This window comes from Bacteroides caecigallinarum (assembly GCF_021530995.1).
GTDB classification, from domain to species: Bacteria; Bacteroidota; Bacteroidia; order Bacteroidales; family Bacteroidaceae; genus Phocaeicola; species Phocaeicola faecigallinarum.
The window spans coordinates 1-17,316 of sequence record NZ_JADYTF010000082.1 but is presented as its reverse complement, the minus strand read 5'-3'; the positions used below and the strand labels follow the sequence as shown (position 1 = coordinate 17,316).

Genomic DNA, 17,316 nt, shown 5'->3' with positions numbered 1-17,316 from the left:
TGCTTGGTCGAGTTGCTCCTCAGCAGAGCTCGCCTCCTCTTTGATCCACGAGGCAAAGTTAACACTTTCCTCCTTGAATCTACTACTTTTAAAGACCAAAACGTTGCACTTCGTTTTGGAATCTACACATTTTGCATGTTGCCTAACATCCCTGTCATTACTTATTTTATCCCATAGTTTCACTATAGAAATCAAGACTCTCGAATATATCTTCTTTTGAAACTGTCTGGTTTATTTTTATTTCACCGATATTGCTTAGTAAGGTGAAGTTGATTTCGCCAGCAGACTCGTTTTTCTTGTCATGAGTCATTAGTTCATATAGTGTGTCATAGTCCTTGCATGAGAAGTTTAGTCTTCCGTAGTGTTCTTTTATAAAAGTAACAGTCTGTCTGAGCTTTTCTTTTGGAAAATTGAGTTTAACATGAGAAAGATACAATTCGCACACCAAGCCCCATGCAACTGCATAGCCATGTAATGATGGATGTTCTGTTTTTAAGGCGAAGCTTTCAAATGCGTGACCTATAGTATGTCCAAGATTCAAAGCTTTTCTTATACCCTTTTCATGTGGATCCTGTTCTACAATATTTTCTTTTATTGCTACGGATTTGCCTATAAGGTTTTGTAATGATTTATAGTCTATCTCTTTGTCAAAATCAAATTTGATGAGTTCTTTCCAATTTTCTTCTGTACTGATTAATCCATGTTTCAACATTTCCGCATATCCGGATATTATGTTTTCGTAATCGGATGTTTTCAGAAATTCACTGTCTATTATTACTTCCGAAGCTGGAGCAAATGCACCTATTTCATTTTTTAGTCCATTGAAATTGATACCTGTTTTGCCTCCCACAGCAGCGTCTACCATTGATAGAAGTGTTGTAGGAATATTTATAAACTGAATTCCTCTTTTGAAAGTAGCAGCAGCAAAACCTCCAAGGTCTGTAACCATACCTCCTCCCAGGTTTATCATCAATGAATGGCGTGTAGCTCCACTGTTGCTTAGTTTAAGCCATACATATGCCAGAGTTTCCAGTGTTTTGTTTATGTCTTCTACTCCAATCGTTATGTGTGTGGCATCTTTTATCTGATTGATATTCTCTATAACTGGCAAACATTGGCAATATGTGTGATTGTCAGTCAGAATGAACAATTTGTCATACTTATGCGATGATATGGACTTTTCGAGGTCATTTCTAAGATTATTGCAGATTATTATTTCCTGTTTACTCATGATTGTATTATTTTAATGGCAAAAGTAGAAAAAAAGTTAGAAAAACTAATATTTACATTTACAAATAATTAATTTTGTATCTTGATTTTAAAACTAAATGATAATTATATTATGAAAGGACTTTTTCCCGTATTTTTCCGAGTTTTAGGTTATGTGCTTCTTATCTTGTCTGTTTTTGTTCCGATGATAATGTATATGTTCGGCATGGTCCAGACAGACGCCAGTTTAATTTATGTCAAATTAGCGGCAAAATCGGTTATTTGGATTTCTTTGTTTTTTATCTTTTTGGCTAAAACAAACGATGAGGACAGTGTCACATCTTCTCTTAGGGCACAAGCCATGAGGTTTGCATTGTTTGTTTGGGGAATATATTATTTGGCGATATTGATATTTTCTGCAATAGAATTGGACTATCAGCGCGCTGACAATTCTGTAGGTATATATTATATGGTAATGAATGTTATCTGTTTTGAATTTCTGCAACAAAAGCGTAAAATTGAGAATAGATTCAATAGAAAAAACTAAAAAAACGTTATTGATTTAAACCTTTTGCCCATCTATTTATCAAATGCGTATTGAAATTAATTTATTAAATATGGAATGATATAGTTTTGGGACTATGAAAATTAGGGTTTTGTGTTTTTTGATAGGAGTTTTGACTCCTTTGCTAATCTTCTCTCAAGGGAGAACTACTAGAGGAACCATATCTGGTTTGGTTGTTGATGCCGATGACAAGATGCCTGTAATGCAGGCTACAGTTCAAGTACTTTCACCGAAAGACAGTACTATGGTAACCGGTAACATAACCGATATGGATGGAAAATTTTCTTTAAATACAAAGTTTGGCAAGTATTTACTTAAAGTTTCCTTTGTAGGGTATAAGCCTGTATACAAGAATGTGGAAATATCAGGTAAAAAACCAAGATTGTCTGTAGGTAATATAGAGCTGTCGTCAGACGCAATAATGCTTGAAGGAGCGGTAGTAGTTGCTCAGGCGCCTGAAGTAACAGCAGTAGCGGACACACTTGTATATAACTCCTCTGCATATCGTGTTCCAGAGGGCTCAGCTTTGGAAGAACTGGTAAAGAAACTTCCGGGTGCTGAAATTGATGATGACGGTAAGATCACTATAAATGGAAAGGAAATCAGTAAGATTATGATTGATGGTAAGGAGTTCTTTGCTGATGACCCTAATATTGCTTTGAAAAATCTTCCTGTTAACATAATTGATAAATTGCGTGCATACGATAAACAGTCTGATATGGCTAAGGCTACAGGTATACAGGATGGTGAAGAAGAAACCGTGCTTGATCTTACTGTAAAGCCTGGTATGAACAAAGGCTGGTTTGGTAATGCTGACGTTGCAGGTGGTACTCAGGATAGATATAGTGCTAAGGTCTTGTTGAACCGTTTTTACGGTGGTAATCAGTTTACTGTAATTGGTTCATCCAATAATGTCAACGACAATGGTTTCCCCGGTGGAGGTGGCGGAGGCGGATGGAGACGCCAAAATGGTTTGAACACAATACACATGGGGGGATTTAATTTTGCTACAGAAACAGAAAAATGGCAGAACAACGGTAGTGTGAATTTTAATCTGAAAAACTCTGATATCCGCAGCAAGCAAGCTTCGGAAACATTTGTTTCAAGTACTTCCAGCTCATTCACCAATGCAATGAATCTGCAAGACAATAAAAATTTGAATCTTACTGCAGATTTCAGAATAGAGTGGAATCCTGATACTATGACTATGGTGCTTTTCCGTCCAAGATTTCAATTGGGAGACACTGATAATGGAACAGACTCTAAAACATATACATTCAATCAGGATCCGGTATATTCTACTGACGAACTTATGAATGCTGATAATCTGACAGAGCTTGTTCCAGAGGAGAATATTATAAATACGATAATCAGAAACAGTCTTTCACGTTCAAATTCTCTTACCCACGGTGCTTCGCTTATGTATAACAGACGTTTGGGAAAGGCCGGTAGGAATATAACTTTAAGGGGATACTATAGTTTCACAAATAGTGAATCAGAGCAATTCTCTACTTCTGAAACTAATTATTTTCAGAAATCGGTAGAGGAACAGCTGGAAATATTGAACCGCTATATTACTACTCCAACAAAGAGTTACAACTACAGTGCACGTATCTCTTACAGTGAGCCTATCCGTAAAAACATGTTTTTACAGTTTAGCTATAATTTCCAGTACAAGAGAAACCAGTCTGATAACTCTACTTATGATATGCCTAATGATTGGACAGTTCCGCAGGGACTGGCTGGTGATATAAACGGAGTATACAACAATGATTTGAGTAAGAGTGCCGTATACGATTATTACAATCATCAGGTTGATCTGTCTTATAGATGGATAACTGAGAAATCCCAATTCAACCTGGGAGTATCATTGCAACCACAGAATACAAAACTAGACTATAAAAAAGGTGATTTGGATACAGTAAGTGTACGTAAGATATTTAATTTTACTCCTACTTTGGACTTTAGATATAAATTTTCCAAGACAAGTCAGTTAAGGGTAGATTATAGAGGACGTAGTTCGCAGCCTAGTATGACAGACCTTTTGCCTATAGAGGATAATACGGATCCGCTTAATATAAAACAAGGTAATCCTAATTTGAAACCAGCATTTACCAATACCTTACGAATAAATTATAACACTTTTAATGTTAATACTCAAAGAGGATGTATGACATATTTTACATATAATAATACGTTGAACAGTATAAGTAACCGACGTACCTATAATGAGCAAACCGGTGGATATACTACAAGGCCTGAGAATATAAACGGTAATTGGAATATATTCGGAATGGTTGGTGGAAATATTGCTTTGAAGAACAAGAAGTATACCATAAACACGTTCACTACTACAAGATATAGCAATATGGTAAGTTATATCAGTAGTAAGGAAGTTACTACGAATTCTGATAAGAATATCACTAAACAACTGAATCTGGGTGAAAGACTTAGAGGAACTTACAGGTCGGACTGGTGGGAAGTTTCTTTGAATGGTTCTATTAATTATATGCATTCCAGAAACAGTTATCAGGCTTCGAGCAATATGGATACATATCAGTTCTCATATGGTGCCAGTACTAATATAAACTTGCCTTGGAATATGTCAATATCTACAGACTTGTCCCAAAACTCCAGACGTGGTTATACTGATGAGTCAATGAACCGTGATGAGCTGTTGTGGAATGCCCAGATTTCCCAGAATTTCCTTAAAGGAAATGCTGCAACAATAAGTGTTCAGTTTTATGATATCTTGAGAAATCAGAGTAATATCAGTCGTGTAATATCAGCTGCAATGCGTTCTGATACAGAGTATAATGCGATATATAGTTATTGTATGATACATTTCATATATCGTCTGAATCTGTTTGGAGGAAAGCAAGGTGGACGTCCTATGGGAGGGCCTGGATTTGGTCCTTCAGGACATGGTCCTGGATTCGGACATAGAAGATAATAAAATTAAAATTCCATATCATATATCGACTGCATAAATCTATAATCGGTTTATGCAGTTTTTTATTATTTAAATTCATTGAATAGTATATAAATTGGAGAAAAACATTTATTTTTGTTTTATACCTGTTTATGTAATATTATGAGTGATATATTCTTTACTCTTTTTTATTTTACGTACATGTTGGTGATTTTATCAACAGTCGTATTTGTCGTGCTTGATAATAGAAATCCGGTAAAGGCAATGGCATGGATATTGGTTCTTTTCTTTCTTCCATTGGTTGGGTTGATACTATACTTTTTTTTGGGACGAAGCAATAGAAAAGAACGTCTGATAAGCAAAAAAGGATATTCCAGGCTGATAAAGCGACCAATGTCAGAGTATCAGATGCAGGAATCGTTTAAGGTAAATTCTGATAAGACAAGGATAATGTCATTTTTTAGAAAGGTAAACAATGCTTTGCCGTTCGAAGGCAATAATATTGATATCTTTACAGATGCACATTCCATGTATCTTTCACTTCTTAAATCCATCTACAGTGCCAAACATCATATTCACGTAGAGTTTTATATAATAGAGGACGATTCTGTGGGACGTTTGTTCAGAGATGCCCTGATTGATAAATCTCGTCAAGGTGTTAAAGTAAGAGTGCTTTATGACGATGTGGGATGCTGGAAAGTCAGTCGTGAGTTTTTTGAACAAATGCTTTGTGAAGGGATTGAAGTACAGTCTTTCCTTAAAGTCCGCTTTCCGGTTTTTACATCTAAAGTAAACTATAGAAATCATCGTAAGATTGTTGTCGTAGATGGTAATATAGGATATATCGGTGGAATGAATATTGCGTACAGATATTTATACGGCTTCTCTTGGGGTATTTGGCGAGATACGCATGTGAAGATTGAAGGTAAGGCTGTATACGGACTTCAGACAGCATTTCTGACAGATTGGTTTGCTGTTGAACGATCGCTGATAACTTCTCCTGAATATTTCCCTAAGATGAAAACTTCGGATGCCGATACTGACATTAGTGCTTCTTCCGGTTCCATTGCACAGATAGTTACATCCGATCCGGTTGGAAAATGGAGAGATATTATGCAAGGATATGTTATGGCAATTAGCAGTGCTAAAACATATATATATATACAGACTCCTTATTTTCTGCCTACAGAGCCTGTCTTAAGCGCTTTGCAGACGGCTGCTCTTGCGGGAGTTGATGTCCGTATAATGATACCCAAACGTGGCGATTCATGGATTATACATAAGGGTACAATGTCATATCTGGATGATATGATGGATGCAGGAGTTAAGGTGTATTTGTATAGGAAAGGCTTCCTTCATTCAAAACTAATGGTAAGTGATGATTATATCTCTACTATAGGTTCTACAAACATGGATTTCAGGAGTTTTGAACATAATTTTGAAGCCAATGCTTTCTTTTATGACAAAAAGACGGCATTGGCTCTAAAGGGTATATTTAATAATGATATAAAATCGTGTATGCTTCTTACTCCGAAAATATGGAATTCACGTTCTGGTAAGCATAAGCTCCAGGAGGCGGTCATTCGTTTGTTTTCTCCTCTGCTGTAGATGATTCAGTCTGAGTATCTTCCTTGTATCCGAAGAATGAAAAGTTTACGCTTCCGTAATATCTGTGTTCAATAAAATTGGGGTGCGATTCGAAACTCAGGTCTTTCCCGTGTTCCAAAACGAATAGTCCGTCTTTTTTTAGAAGTTCATATTTAAAGATCATATTTGGAATTTCAGGAAGTTTTTCAAGTGCGTAAGGAGGGTCGGCAAATATGAAGTCGAACTTTTCATTACATCTTTCAATATATTTGAAAACATCTCCTTTCAGAACAAAGCATTTGTCTGTCTTAACTTCTTTCATTATTTTATTTATGAAAGCAAAGTGCTGAGGGTCTTTTTCCACAGATATTACTTTGTCACATCCTCTTGATACCAATTCTATACTGATACTTCCTGTACCGGCAAATAGATCCAGAGCTATAACGCTATCCTCAAAGTCAATGTAGTTATTCAGTACATTGAAAAGGTTTTCTTTAGCAAAGTCTGTTGTAGGTCTTGCCTTGAAAGTATGTGGAACGTCAAATCTTCTTCTTTTATATATACCGCTAATTACTCGCATAGGATTAATGATTGTACGTCAAACGGAATATTTTCTATCTTCGATGTTGTCGAGTTGTTGAATTCCGCTTGCGGGTTAATACTATAAACATGGCTAATGTATTTTTTCATTTCAGGAATAACTGTATTCTTTATATCTTGTATTCCTGTAATGTGAAGTTCGTCTCTTTCTTGACTGAATCCTGTCTTTTGCCATATATTCAGCAGGAAGTAGTTAATATCATTGGATGAAACAGACTGATATGTATTTGCGAGCATCAATCTTCCGTTTTCCATTGAAATAACATCTATATATCCGCTGTTGATGTTTGTATAAAGCTTTTTGCAATTACTTTGTTTGCTTTTTATTGTGAGATATTCAATCTGCGGACTTATAGATGAAAAGAATCTGGCATTTGCGAAATGTTCAGATAGGAATACATGTGTCAGCTTGTCAAGTGAAAAAATAACGACAGAGTTACTGTTGGTCAGAACATTGCACAATACTATTTCATTTCTTTTTTCCCTTACATTGTTATAAAAGACTTCTTCCATCGATTCATCTTCGAAGAAATCAAGTGGAACAATAGTATATCGTTCTGAATGAATAATGATATTTGTTTGTTTGAAAGTATGTTTTAGCTCGTCTGTTGCGGCAAGAAAGTCCTTCACGTTAGCAGCCATAGATCTTTGTGTGTTTACAGGAAATGTACGGCTGTAGAAATCATTTTCTATAATAGGGTTATAGATAGAAAAAGAAAATCCATCCGTACTGAGACGGATGGATAATGTATATTGTTCTGATTTATTAAAATCTAAATCTTTTGTCATTTATGAGTGAGATTGATTATTCCCAGTTTCCGGCATTGTTGTTTGGCTGTTCGATGTCGCCGACTCTCAAACCGCAATATTTACCAAGTTTAGACTGCATGTCTTTCAAGTTAGCCAATTCCTGACGGTTAATACCATCCAAATATACATCGTATGCAACCTGTGCCTGGAACAAGTTAAGAGGAGCACCTGATTTCATAGTGTCTTTACGTACTGCCATTTCAAATTTAGCTCCGTTACCGTAAGGTACATAGCAAAGTGAATCTGGGTTAAATCCTTTTGTAAAGATTGTATCAAGTACAGCTACCCACATTGTATCACGACGGAAGTTCTGTAAACCTTCTTTTTCTACTTCTTTATAGTTACCTGTTTTTTTAGCCTTGTTGATGATAGCCATTGCTTTCTTTTCAGTCATACCAGCTTCAAGCTGAGCATCTGTCAACGAACCAACTTTCAGGATGAATGGAAGTTTTGCAGTTTTTACGAAGTCAATCAATGTATCGAAGTCTGCAGTATATGCACCCTGATGCATACCACGGTATTCCTGCTGTGCCTTACGGATGTCGATAAGACGAGCAATGATTGCTTTTTCTCTAATGTCTCTTTCTTTGTCAAAATTGATAGGACCCATAACACTGCCGTAGCAGATGTAAACCAAACCTACAACGCAGGCTGCTAAAACAAGATTAATAACTGTTTTCATGATAATATTATTTTTTTAGTTTATATTCGTAGCGCAAAAATAAAATAAATAACTTGAACAACGTAAATATTACTCAATCTTTTTATCTACTTTTATGTTAAATAACGATTTAACGCAACAAATTAAGCGAAATTTTTGTTATAAACCAACAGATGAACAAGAAAAAGCTATGCAATGTATAGCAGATTTCTTGTTTAAGCCCCAAAATGATGCATTGCTATTGCTGAAAGGTTATGCTGGAACCGGTAAGACGACTCTAATAGGGGCTGTTGTAAAGACTTTGTTCGAACTGCGAATAGGATATGTTTTAATGGCATCTACTGGAAGAGCTGCAAAGGTTTTTTCGCACTATTCTGGTTGTTCTGCCTATACTATACATAAGAAGATTTATCGTCAGAAATCTTTTTCTAACGAACTCGACAATTTCTCTCTGAATGACAATCTTCACAAAAATACGCTTTTTATTGTAGATGAAGCCTCTATGATTTCGAACGACGGATTGTCCGGAGCATCGTTCGGAAGCGGAAGGCTCCTGGACGATCTTATTGAATATGTATATGCCGGACAAGGTTGCCGCCTTATCATAATAGGTGATAATGCTCAGTTGCCGCCTGTGGGAGAAGAAGAAAGCCCGGCTTTATGTACCGATGTGTTGCGTGGTTACGGACTTAATGTTACAGAATGTATTCTCACTGAGGTTATTCGATATTCTGGCAGAAACGGGATACTTACCAATGCGACTATGCTCCGAGAAAGAATGATTGCCGATGATATTTATGAACTTCCTAAATTGTCGTTTAAAGGTTATGACGACATATCTTCAATTCCCGGGAGCGAACTGATAGAAGCCATAAACTCATCGTATAACGAGGTGGGTATGGACGAAACCATGATAATATGCCGTTCCAACAAACGGGCTTACCTTTATAATAAAGGAATAAGAAATACAATCCTTTATCGTGAAGATGAATTGAATACAGGTGATATACTTATGATAGCCAAGAACAACTATCATTGGACTGCAGACTGTAAGGAGATGGATTTCATAGCCAATGGGGATATAGCTGTGGTACGTCGAGTACGTAGGACTCAGGAAATGTACGGATTCAGATTTGCTGATGTGGTGCTTTCTTTTCCTGACCATAATGACATAGAGTTTGAACTCAAGATTTTGCTTGATACTCTTCATTCCGATTATCCGTCAATGTCTAGAGAAGACAGTGACCGTCTGTTTAATGCCGTTATGGAAGATTATTCGGACATAACCAATAAGAGGGAACGTATGAAAAAACTTAAAGAGGATAGTTTCTATAACGCTCTTCAGGTGAAGTATGCATACGCCGTGACATGCCATAAGGCTCAGGGCGGACAGTGGAAAAGAATCTTTATCGACCAGGGATATATCACAGAAGATACTTTCACCCCCGATTATTACCGTTGGTTATACACAGCCTTGACCCGAGCAAGCGAGAAACTTTATCTTGTCAATTGGCCCGAAAGTCAGACTGAATAAGACGATAGGTGAGTATTGCCTGAACACTTCCTCTTACAAACAGATATACGATGAATGCCATCCACAGCGAATGATTACCCATTGTACTGTCCGATATATAATATGTAGAGAAGAATGCAATCGAAGCCACGAATATCGAGCGCAGCATAATGCCCGTTGCAGTGGCGCCAATACATATCCCGTCCAGAATGAAAGCCATAAATCCGGCAAAAGGTATTGCGAGTACCCAATAGTAATATTGTGATGAATTGTTTATCACGTTCATGTCGTCGGTCAGTAGCTGCAGGAAATCCTTTCCCCCTATAATATATAATAAGGTGAAAAATAAGGCAACTCCGGTACCCCAATAAATAAGGTGTCTGACTGTCAGACGCAGAAGTCGGTTGTCACGGCTGCCTACATGTTTACCAACCAGGGCTTCGCCTGCATAGGCAAATCCGTCCATTATGTATGAGAAGATAGTAAACATCTGCATTAGCAGAGTGTTGACTGCGAGTGTAGTGTCTCCGTATGTCGCTCCGGATGATGTGAAGAATACTGTCACAGCTACTATACATAATGTGCGGAAAAATATGTCTCTGTTCACTTTAAAGAAAACTGACATACTTTTCCTGTTGAATATATGTGCGGCAGATATGTTCCATGTATACCTTTTGGTGTATTTAAGTCCTAGGATTATTGCCATCATAAGTCCGGCATATTGAGCAATCAGAGTTCCGTATGCCACACCCTCTATTTTCATTCCCATCTCTTTCACGAAGAAAAGACTTGCTGCAATGTTTATTACGTTCTGTGTTATGGCTATGTACATCGGGTATCTGGAATTTTGCATTCCGAGAAACCATCCGGTGAAACTGTATAGCCCCAATACAGCCGGAGCCCCCCAGATGCATATGTGGAAATATTCCGACGCGTATTTCTTTACCTCAGGGCTTGTATCGATAAAAAGAAAGGCTATGCTGACAATGAGTGTTTGCAGCATAATAAGTATGGTTGCAAGTAGAATGCTTATTCCTAACGAGCGCAGCAGTATATTTCGGCATTCATTGTCGTTTCTGCTTCCGTATGCCTGCGATGTCATACCCCCTGTTCCCATTCTCAGGAAACCAAAAATCCAGTAAATCATATTAAACAGCATACCTCCCACGGCTATGGCACCTATGTATGCCACGTTCCCCAAATGTCCGGTTATGGTTACATCTACCAGTCCCAGCAGTGGTACTGTGATGTTCGAGATGATTGATGGTATGGCTATCTGCAGAATTTCCTTGTTTGTCTGGTTCATGTTTCTGTGTTTGGTATATTATATAATGTATGACACCTCCTTGAACAGATATTTTCTCACTCTTCCTTCTCTGTCTTTCAGGACTAGGCGTCCGTCTTTATCTATATCCTCTATAATGGCATCAAACGTTCCGTTATCGTCCTTATACATGTAGAAACCATCTTTTCTGTATATCGCCTCAAAATATTTTTTTCGGATAATATCGCTTTCACCATTATCGAACATACGATGGTAGATACTTGCAGAGTTCATTATCTTATGAAGAACTGTCTCAATATCGTATTCCTGTCCCGTAATTTGTGATAATGAAATAGGATTTGGTGCATCGCTTCTGAATATCTTCTGATTCAGATTTACACCGGTTCCCGAGATGGATCTTTCTATGTTCATACCGCTCAAGTCATTTTCTATAAGTGTTCCGCAAATCTTCCTGTCCATCCAGTAAATATCGTTCGGCCATTTTATGCTTATTCCGTCTGTGTATTCCGACAGAGTGTCGAATAGTGCGAGAGCGGTTATTTGCAGCAGTATGAAATGTTCTCTGGCTGGAAGTCCCTTCGGGAAAATCACAAAGCTGAACAACAGATTCTTGCCGTCTTCAGATTCCCACTTGTTTCCTCGTTGTCCTCTGCCGTCGGTCTGAAAAGACGAATATACTGATGTCAGGTTTTCTGTATAGCCTTTTGAACAAATCTCTGCCAGGCTTACATTAGTTGATATTGTTTGTGGTATATATATAGGTTCTGGGTAGCTCATTGTAATTTATTATTTGTTGTTTTACCATACCGGAGAAATAAAGGCGTCCTCAATATGTTTTATATTAAAATTTCCGTTTTGTCCTGTTATTGATATTATGTCGAACCTTACATCCATGTCAATCATATTTTTCTTTATATACACATCGGCAGCATTGATTATCCTTCTCATCTTTTTGTCGGATACTGTGTATTCAGGCTCACCGTAAACATCAGTACTTCTTGTTCTTATTTCTGCAATAATCAGGCAGTTGTCCTTTCTGGCTATTATGTCCAATTCCAGTTTTCTCCATGTCCAGTTTCTTTCCATTATCTCGTATCCTTTTTCTTGAAGAAACTTACATGCTATGTCTTCTCCTGTTCTTCCTAAAATATTATGTTGAGCCATTTTGTCATTTTTTGCAAAAATACTTATTTATTTTTTCTTAATTAACCGGAAGTAGATTAATTTTGCACATTGAATGATAGCAAAAGGTAAAACAAGAAAGAGAGTTCCGTCATCTGTTCCACCGCGCAAGCAGCGTATGGTATGTCTGATGAGTGAAGAAGAAATCCGCATTGTGGAATGTTATCTCAAGAAATATAAGATAACAAACAAGGCGAGATGGCTTCGTGAGACCGTATTGTCTCATATCCATCAGCAATTGGACGATGATTATCCTACTCTTTTCAATGAACACGAAATGCGTAGATAGTATATGGCGGACGATAAGTTCTATATGAAGCAGGCACTTGCCGAGGCGGAACGTGCAGCAGATAGGGGAGAAGTACCGGTAGGGGCCGTGGTGGTTTGTCGTGACCGTATAATAGCCCGTGCGCATAATCTGACTGAGACTCTAAATGATGTTACAGCTCATGCCGAGATGCAGGCCATTACTGCGGCGGCAAATGCTTTGGGAGCAAAGTATCTGAATGACTGTACGCTTTATGTCACTGTGGAGCCGTGCGTGATGTGTGCCGGTGCTATAGCCTGGGCACAAACAGGAAGACTGGTATTTGGTGCCTCTGACGAAAAAAGGGGATATCAGCGTTACGCTCCTGAATCTCTTCATCCGAAAACCGTAGTTGTTTCCGGAATTTTAGCTGACGAATGTGCCGGTTTGATGAAGGAATTCTTCAAGAAAAGAAGGTGATTTTTTAGGTCTGATATACTGGTTGATCCAATGATAATTTGACCTGTTTTATCCCTCTTCAATGTTTTAAAAAAACTTGCCCACGTTTAACTTCAAACTTGCCCACGTTTAACTTCAAACTTGCCCACGTTTAACTTCAAATTTGCCCACGTTTTACTTCAAATTTATGGCAAGTTTTATTTAAACTGATTTTATAGAATAAAATAACAAAATTTACCGTACATTTGTATTATATGATATAAAGATGTATTTTTGCACACAGATATAGATGGTGTGCAATAGAATGAGGATAATATGACAGTATTAAAAACCAGAGCCAAACTAGTGGATGTAGCCAGGCAACTTTTTGCAAAAAAAGGAGTCGAGGATACTACCATGAATGATATTGCTGTTGCTTCAAAAAAAGGGCGAAGGACGCTCTATACTTATTTCAAGAGCAAGGAAGAAATATATATGGCTGTGGTGGAGGCTGAAATAGAAATGCTGTATCAGACTCTTAATAAAGTTGCGCAGAAAGATATCTCTCCTGAAAAGAAAATTCTGGAACTGATTTTTACACATCTGGAGTCTACTAAAACCATTGTTTATAGAAACGGTACTTTAAGAGCCGATTTTTTCAGAGACATTTGGAAGGTTGAGGCAGAAAGAAAGGACTTTGATATAAAGGAAGTGGCTCTTTTTAGGAAAATTCTTAAAGAGGGAAAAGATGCGGGAGTATTTGATATTGATGATGTGGAAATAACGGCTTCAATACTGCATTACTGCATAAAAGGTATAGAGGTCCCGTTTATAAGAGGACAGATAGCCGAAGAACTGGATGACGAAACTTCATGGAGATATGTCAAGAAAATAGTTTACGGTGCTTTGGGATGTAAGGCTGAAAACTGATAATACAAATGACAGTAATATTTTAAACTAAAATAATTATGGGATTATTAACTGGAAAAACTGCTATCGTAACCGGTGCTGCCCGGGGTATCGGTAAGGCTATAGCATTGAAGTTTGCTGCAGAAGGAGCAAACATTGCGTTTACTGATTTGGTAATCGATGAAAACGGATTGAACACAGAAAAGGAAATTGCAGCTTTCGGTGTTAAGGTTAAGGGTTATGCTTCGAATGCTGCCAATTTTGAAGATACTGCTAAGGTTGTTGAACAGATTAAGGAGGAATTCGGTACAATCGATATTCTTGTTAACAATGCCGGTATTACAAAAGACGGTTTGATGATGCGTATGAGCGAAGCTCAGTGGGATGCTGTTATCGCTGTAAACTTGAAGTCGGCATTCAACTTTATCCATGCTTGTACTCCAATCATGATGCGTCAGAAGAGTGGTAACATCATCAACATGGCATCTGTAGTTGGTGTACACGGAAATGCCGGTCAGTGTAACTATTCTGCATCTAAGGCTGGTATGATTGGATTGGCTAAATCTATTGCTCAGGAACTTGGTTCACGCGGTATCCGTGCCAATGCTATCGCTCCGGGATTCATCATCACAGAAATGACTGCACAGCTTTCAGACGAAGTTAAGGCTGAATGGAACAAGCGTATTCCTTTGCGTCGTGGCGGTACTACTGAAGATGTTGCGAATACAGCATTGTATCTTGCTTCTGACTTGTCTGCATACGTTTCTGGACAGGTTATCCAAGTGGATGGTGGTATGAATATGTAATTTTTTCATATACGATATTGTTCGGGCACAGGCTTCGTTGGTATAATGAAATCTGTGCCTGTTTTTTATAAATATATTCCTATGACTGTAGTTTACGAAGATAATCATATAATAATTGTAAATAAGACTGCCTCGGAAATTGTTCAGGGAGACAAGACTGGTGATACTCCACTTTCAGAAACCGTAAAACAGTATTTGAAGGAGAAATATAATAAGCCGGGAAATGTCTTCATAGGTGTAACCCACAGATTGGACAGGCCGGTCAGCGGACTGGTTGTATTTGCAAAAACCAGTAAGGCTTTGAGCCGTCTGAATGATATGTTCAGAAATGGTGAGGTGGAGAAAACTTATTGGGCAGTAGTGAAGAATGCACCGGCAAATGAAGAGGGCACTCTGGTACATTATATGGTTAAGAATGAAAAGCAGAACAAGTCGTATGCATACGATAAAGAAGTAAAAGATTCCAAAAAGGCTGTTTTGGACTATAGGCTTATCGGACATTCGCAGAATTATTTCCTGTTGGAAGTTAATCTGCATACGGGACGCCACCATCAGATACGCTGTCAGTTGGCAAAGATGGGATGTCCGATTAAGGGTGATTTGAAGTACGGATTTCCACGCTCAAATCCGGATGGAAGTATTTGCCTGCATTCGCGTAGAGTGAAATTTATACATCCGGTGTCGAAAGAAGTAATAGATGTTACGGCAGAATTGCCTTCCGGTAATCTCTGGAATGGCTTTGGAATATAAAAAAATAAAAGAGCATGCTTCACAGCGTGCTCTTTTCCGTTTTTAACACATAGGCATCTTCATTATCATAAGATTGTAGATTTATGTATATTGATATACAATCTCAGAAAATTTATTCTATGGGGTTGGGTTTTGTGTGTTTAGTCTAGCTTTATCTAATTTTAAAATCTTATTCGATAAATATTTCGCAAATGTTGTGCCAAAAAATGTGTGGCTGGAATATCTCTTTGTCAATCAGTTTGTTATAAATAAAATATTCCACATGCATTGTTGCCATGCATGTGGAATATTTGTAGAATGTGTGGAATTTTTCTACAGCTTATTGTGGAATGTCGTAATGTTTTAATTTATTGTAGAGTGTTTTTCTGTCAATTCCCAGTAATGTAGCCGCTTTAGATTTGTTGTTTCCGGTTTGTTTAAGAGCGTTGATGATTAGCTGTTTTTCAGTTTCTTCTTTATTCAGTGAAGAACCGAAAATCAATGGAGTTGAATCAGCTTCTTTTTTTTCGCTTATTTCTTCTCCAAGTTCGTTGGGACTAATGAAATCGCCTTTGGCAAGTAGTGTCGCTCTTTTTACTATATTTTTTAGTTGTCTTAAATTTCCTGGCCATTCATATTTTTGTAGCATTGAGCTTGCTGCAGCATCAAACCCTATCAGGTCCTTGTCCAGCTCCTTGTTTGCCTGGTCAAGGAAGAAATTTGCAAATAGAAGAATGTCTTCCTGGCGTTCTTTAAGAGACGGCATGCGAAGGGTGAACTCATTTATTCTATGATACAGGTCTTCTCTGAACGTTCCCTTTGAAATGGCTTCTTTTAGGTTCTCGTTAGTGGCGCATATCAGTCGGACATCTACCTGTATTTCTTTAGTTGAACCTATTTTCCTTACTCGTCTTTCCTGAAGGGCGCGTAATAGCTGTACCTGTACTTCGTAACTCAGATTACCTATTTCATCAAGAAAAAGTGTTCCTCCGTTTGCTTCTTCAAATGCTCCGGTTTTGTCTGTAAGTGCACCGGTAAATGAACCTTTCACGTGTCCGAAGAATTCGGATGCAGCCAAATCTTTAGGTATTGAACCACAGTCTATTGCTATGAACGGTTTTTCGTTACGTTTGCTCAACTGATGTATTCTGTGGGCTACATACTCTTTTCCTGTTCCGCTTGCACCGTTTATTAAAACGGACATTTGGGTCGGTGCCACAAGGTTGACGTAACTGAACAGTTGGCGTGCGGCTTCGCTTTCTCCTTCAAGAAAATTGTTTGCATAAGTTTCGGCTGAGTTTTCCTTCTTTTTTTCTTTTTGCTGAGAAGGTTTTACCCTTGTTTGTGATTCCAGTGCCTCGTTTATTTTCTTTAGAAGTTCGTCAGGCTGTACTGGTTTCTTTACATAGTCAGTTGCTCCCAGTTTCATAGCTGTGACAGCATTTTGTATCTCTCCATAGCTTGTCATCATTATGAACGGGGTGTTTATGTCAAGTTCTCTCATCCATGTGAGCAGTTGCATACCGTCCTGGTCCGGAAGTCTGAGGTCTGATAATATCAGACTGAATTCCTTCGATGTAATCTGCTTGCGGGCTTTTGCGCATGTGCCGGCAGTTTCTACATCAAAGCCTTTTTTACTGAGCCAGGTCTTGAGCATGGTAGAGAATGTTAGATCGTCTTCAACAATTAAAATGGACGGAATCATATAATGAAAATGTTTTTTTATTTCTACAAAGTTAATCTATAAATTCTATCCAATAGTTTTTACAATCCTTATTTTTATAAATATTATCTAATAGTACGTATAGTTGTATGCATTTTTTGTTTTTGTTATATGTTTGGT

General features: G+C 37.8%; 18 protein-coding genes. 9 read left to right on the top strand and 9 right to left on the bottom strand.

The window, feature by feature from the left end; all coding sequences use genetic code 11:
• Together I6E24_RS11265 and aroB are read right to left on the bottom strand one after the other, a co-directional pair.
• A partial coding sequence (locus I6E24_RS11265; RefSeq protein ID WP_235328646.1) for a hypothetical protein occupies positions 1-183 on the bottom strand: 183 nt, incomplete at its 3' end.
• On the bottom strand, positions 167-1,231 hold the full coding sequence (aroB, locus tag I6E24_RS11260; protein WP_235328645.1) for a 3-dehydroquinate synthase: 1,065 nt from the start codon (positions 1,229-1,231) through the stop codon (positions 167-169). The genes aroB and I6E24_RS11265, both read right to left, overlap by 17 nt.
• A 111-nt stretch (positions 1,232-1,342) precedes the next feature.
• Between aroB and I6E24_RS11255 the strand changes: the two genes are divergently transcribed.
• The 3 genes from I6E24_RS11255 to cls all read left to right on the top strand — a co-directional run bounded on the left by I6E24_RS11255 (position 1,343) and on the right by cls (position 6,314).
• Positions 1,343-1,756: a hypothetical protein gene (locus I6E24_RS11255; protein ID WP_235328643.1), complete on the top strand. Its 414-nt coding sequence runs from the start codon at positions 1,343-1,345 to the stop codon at positions 1,754-1,756.
• Positions 1,757-1,850: 94 nt separating this feature from the next.
• Positions 1,851-4,727 (top strand): TonB-dependent receptor, encoded by a 2,877-nt coding sequence (locus I6E24_RS11250; RefSeq protein ID WP_235328641.1) that lies wholly within the window; start codon positions 1,851-1,853, stop codon positions 4,725-4,727.
• Positions 4,728-4,907: 180 nt separating this feature from the next.
• On the top strand, positions 4,908-6,314 hold the full coding sequence (gene cls / locus I6E24_RS11245) for a cardiolipin synthase (protein WP_235328639.1): 1,407 nt from the start codon (positions 4,908-4,910) through the stop codon (positions 6,312-6,314).
• On the opposite strand, the gene I6E24_RS11240 is transcribed toward cls, so the two are convergent.
• From I6E24_RS11240 to I6E24_RS11230, 3 genes are read right to left on the bottom strand one after another with little or no spacing between them, the layout of a single operon-like run.
• Positions 6,286-6,873 carry an RsmD family RNA methyltransferase gene (locus tag I6E24_RS11240; protein WP_235328637.1) on the bottom strand — a complete coding sequence of 196 codons (588 nt, stop codon included), beginning with the start codon at positions 6,871-6,873 and terminating at the stop codon, positions 6,286-6,288. The genes cls and I6E24_RS11240 overlap by 29 nt on opposite strands.
• Entirely contained in the window at positions 6,864-7,682 is an 819-nt protein-coding gene (locus I6E24_RS11235; protein WP_235328635.1) for a DUF3822 family protein, read from the bottom strand. The genes I6E24_RS11240 and I6E24_RS11235 overlap by 10 nt, the downstream gene beginning before the upstream one ends.
• A 16-nt stretch (positions 7,683-7,698) precedes the next feature.
• Positions 7,699-8,385 (bottom strand): hypothetical protein, encoded by a 687-nt coding sequence (locus tag I6E24_RS11230; protein ID WP_235328633.1) that lies wholly within the window; start codon positions 8,383-8,385, stop codon positions 7,699-7,701.
• Positions 8,386-8,479: 94 nt separating this feature from the next.
• On the opposite strand from I6E24_RS11230, the gene I6E24_RS11225 reads away from it, so the two are divergent.
• Positions 8,480-9,898, top strand: a complete 1,419-nt coding sequence (locus tag I6E24_RS11225; protein WP_235328632.1) for an ATP-dependent DNA helicase — start codon at positions 8,480-8,482, stop codon at positions 9,896-9,898.
• On the opposite strand, the gene I6E24_RS11220 is transcribed toward I6E24_RS11225, so the two are convergent.
• Genes I6E24_RS11220 through I6E24_RS11210 form a run of 3 tightly spaced genes read right to left on the bottom strand, consistent with a single transcriptional unit; the run spans position 9,870 to position 12,326 of the window.
• Positions 9,870-11,183 (bottom strand): MATE family efflux transporter, encoded by a 1,314-nt coding sequence (locus tag I6E24_RS11220; RefSeq protein WP_235328631.1) that lies wholly within the window; start codon positions 11,181-11,183, stop codon positions 9,870-9,872. The two genes, I6E24_RS11225 and I6E24_RS11220, sit on opposite strands and share 29 nt — an antisense overlap.
• A gap of 18 nt (positions 11,184-11,201) precedes the next feature.
• Positions 11,202-11,939 (bottom strand): biotin--[acetyl-CoA-carboxylase] ligase, encoded by a 738-nt coding sequence (locus I6E24_RS11215; RefSeq protein WP_235328630.1) that lies wholly within the window; start codon positions 11,937-11,939, stop codon positions 11,202-11,204.
• 21 nt (positions 11,940-11,960) lie between these two features.
• The gene (locus tag I6E24_RS11210; RefSeq protein ID WP_235328629.1) at positions 11,961-12,326 is read right to left on the bottom strand and encodes a YraN family protein; all 366 of its coding nucleotides are present in this window, start codon (positions 12,324-12,326) and stop codon (positions 11,961-11,963) included.
• 73 nt (positions 12,327-12,399) lie between these two features.
• Here I6E24_RS11210 and I6E24_RS11205 point away from each other — a divergent pair, with 73 nt between their 5' ends.
• From I6E24_RS11205 to I6E24_RS11185, 5 genes are all read left to right on the top strand, one after another.
• Complete coding sequence (locus I6E24_RS11205; RefSeq protein ID WP_235328628.1) at positions 12,400-12,633, top strand: hypothetical protein; 234 nt, start codon at positions 12,400-12,402, stop codon at positions 12,631-12,633.
• A gap of 3 nt (positions 12,634-12,636) precedes the next feature.
• A complete protein-coding gene (locus I6E24_RS11200) occupies positions 12,637-13,071 on the top strand; it encodes a nucleoside deaminase (protein WP_235328627.1) in 435 nt (144 codons plus the stop codon).
• A 294-nt stretch (positions 13,072-13,365) separates the two neighbouring features.
• A complete protein-coding gene (locus tag I6E24_RS11195; protein ID WP_235328626.1) occupies positions 13,366-13,959 on the top strand; it encodes a TetR/AcrR family transcriptional regulator in 594 nt (197 codons plus the stop codon).
• A gap of 38 nt (positions 13,960-13,997) precedes the next feature.
• Entirely contained in the window at positions 13,998-14,744 is a 747-nt protein-coding gene (gene fabG / locus I6E24_RS11190; protein WP_235328624.1) for a 3-oxoacyl-[acyl-carrier-protein] reductase, read from the top strand.
• A gap of 81 nt (positions 14,745-14,825) precedes the next feature.
• The gene (locus I6E24_RS11185; RefSeq protein WP_235328623.1) at positions 14,826-15,494 is read left to right on the top strand and encodes an RluA family pseudouridine synthase; all 669 of its coding nucleotides are present in this window, start codon (positions 14,826-14,828) and stop codon (positions 15,492-15,494) included.
• A gap of 319 nt (positions 15,495-15,813) precedes the next feature.
• Here the strand turns inward: I6E24_RS11185 and I6E24_RS11180 are convergent, their stop codons facing one another.
• A complete protein-coding gene (locus I6E24_RS11180; protein WP_235328622.1) occupies positions 15,814-17,178 on the bottom strand; it encodes a sigma-54-dependent transcriptional regulator in 1,365 nt (454 codons plus the stop codon).
• Between the last annotated feature and the right edge of the window lie 138 nt (positions 17,179-17,316).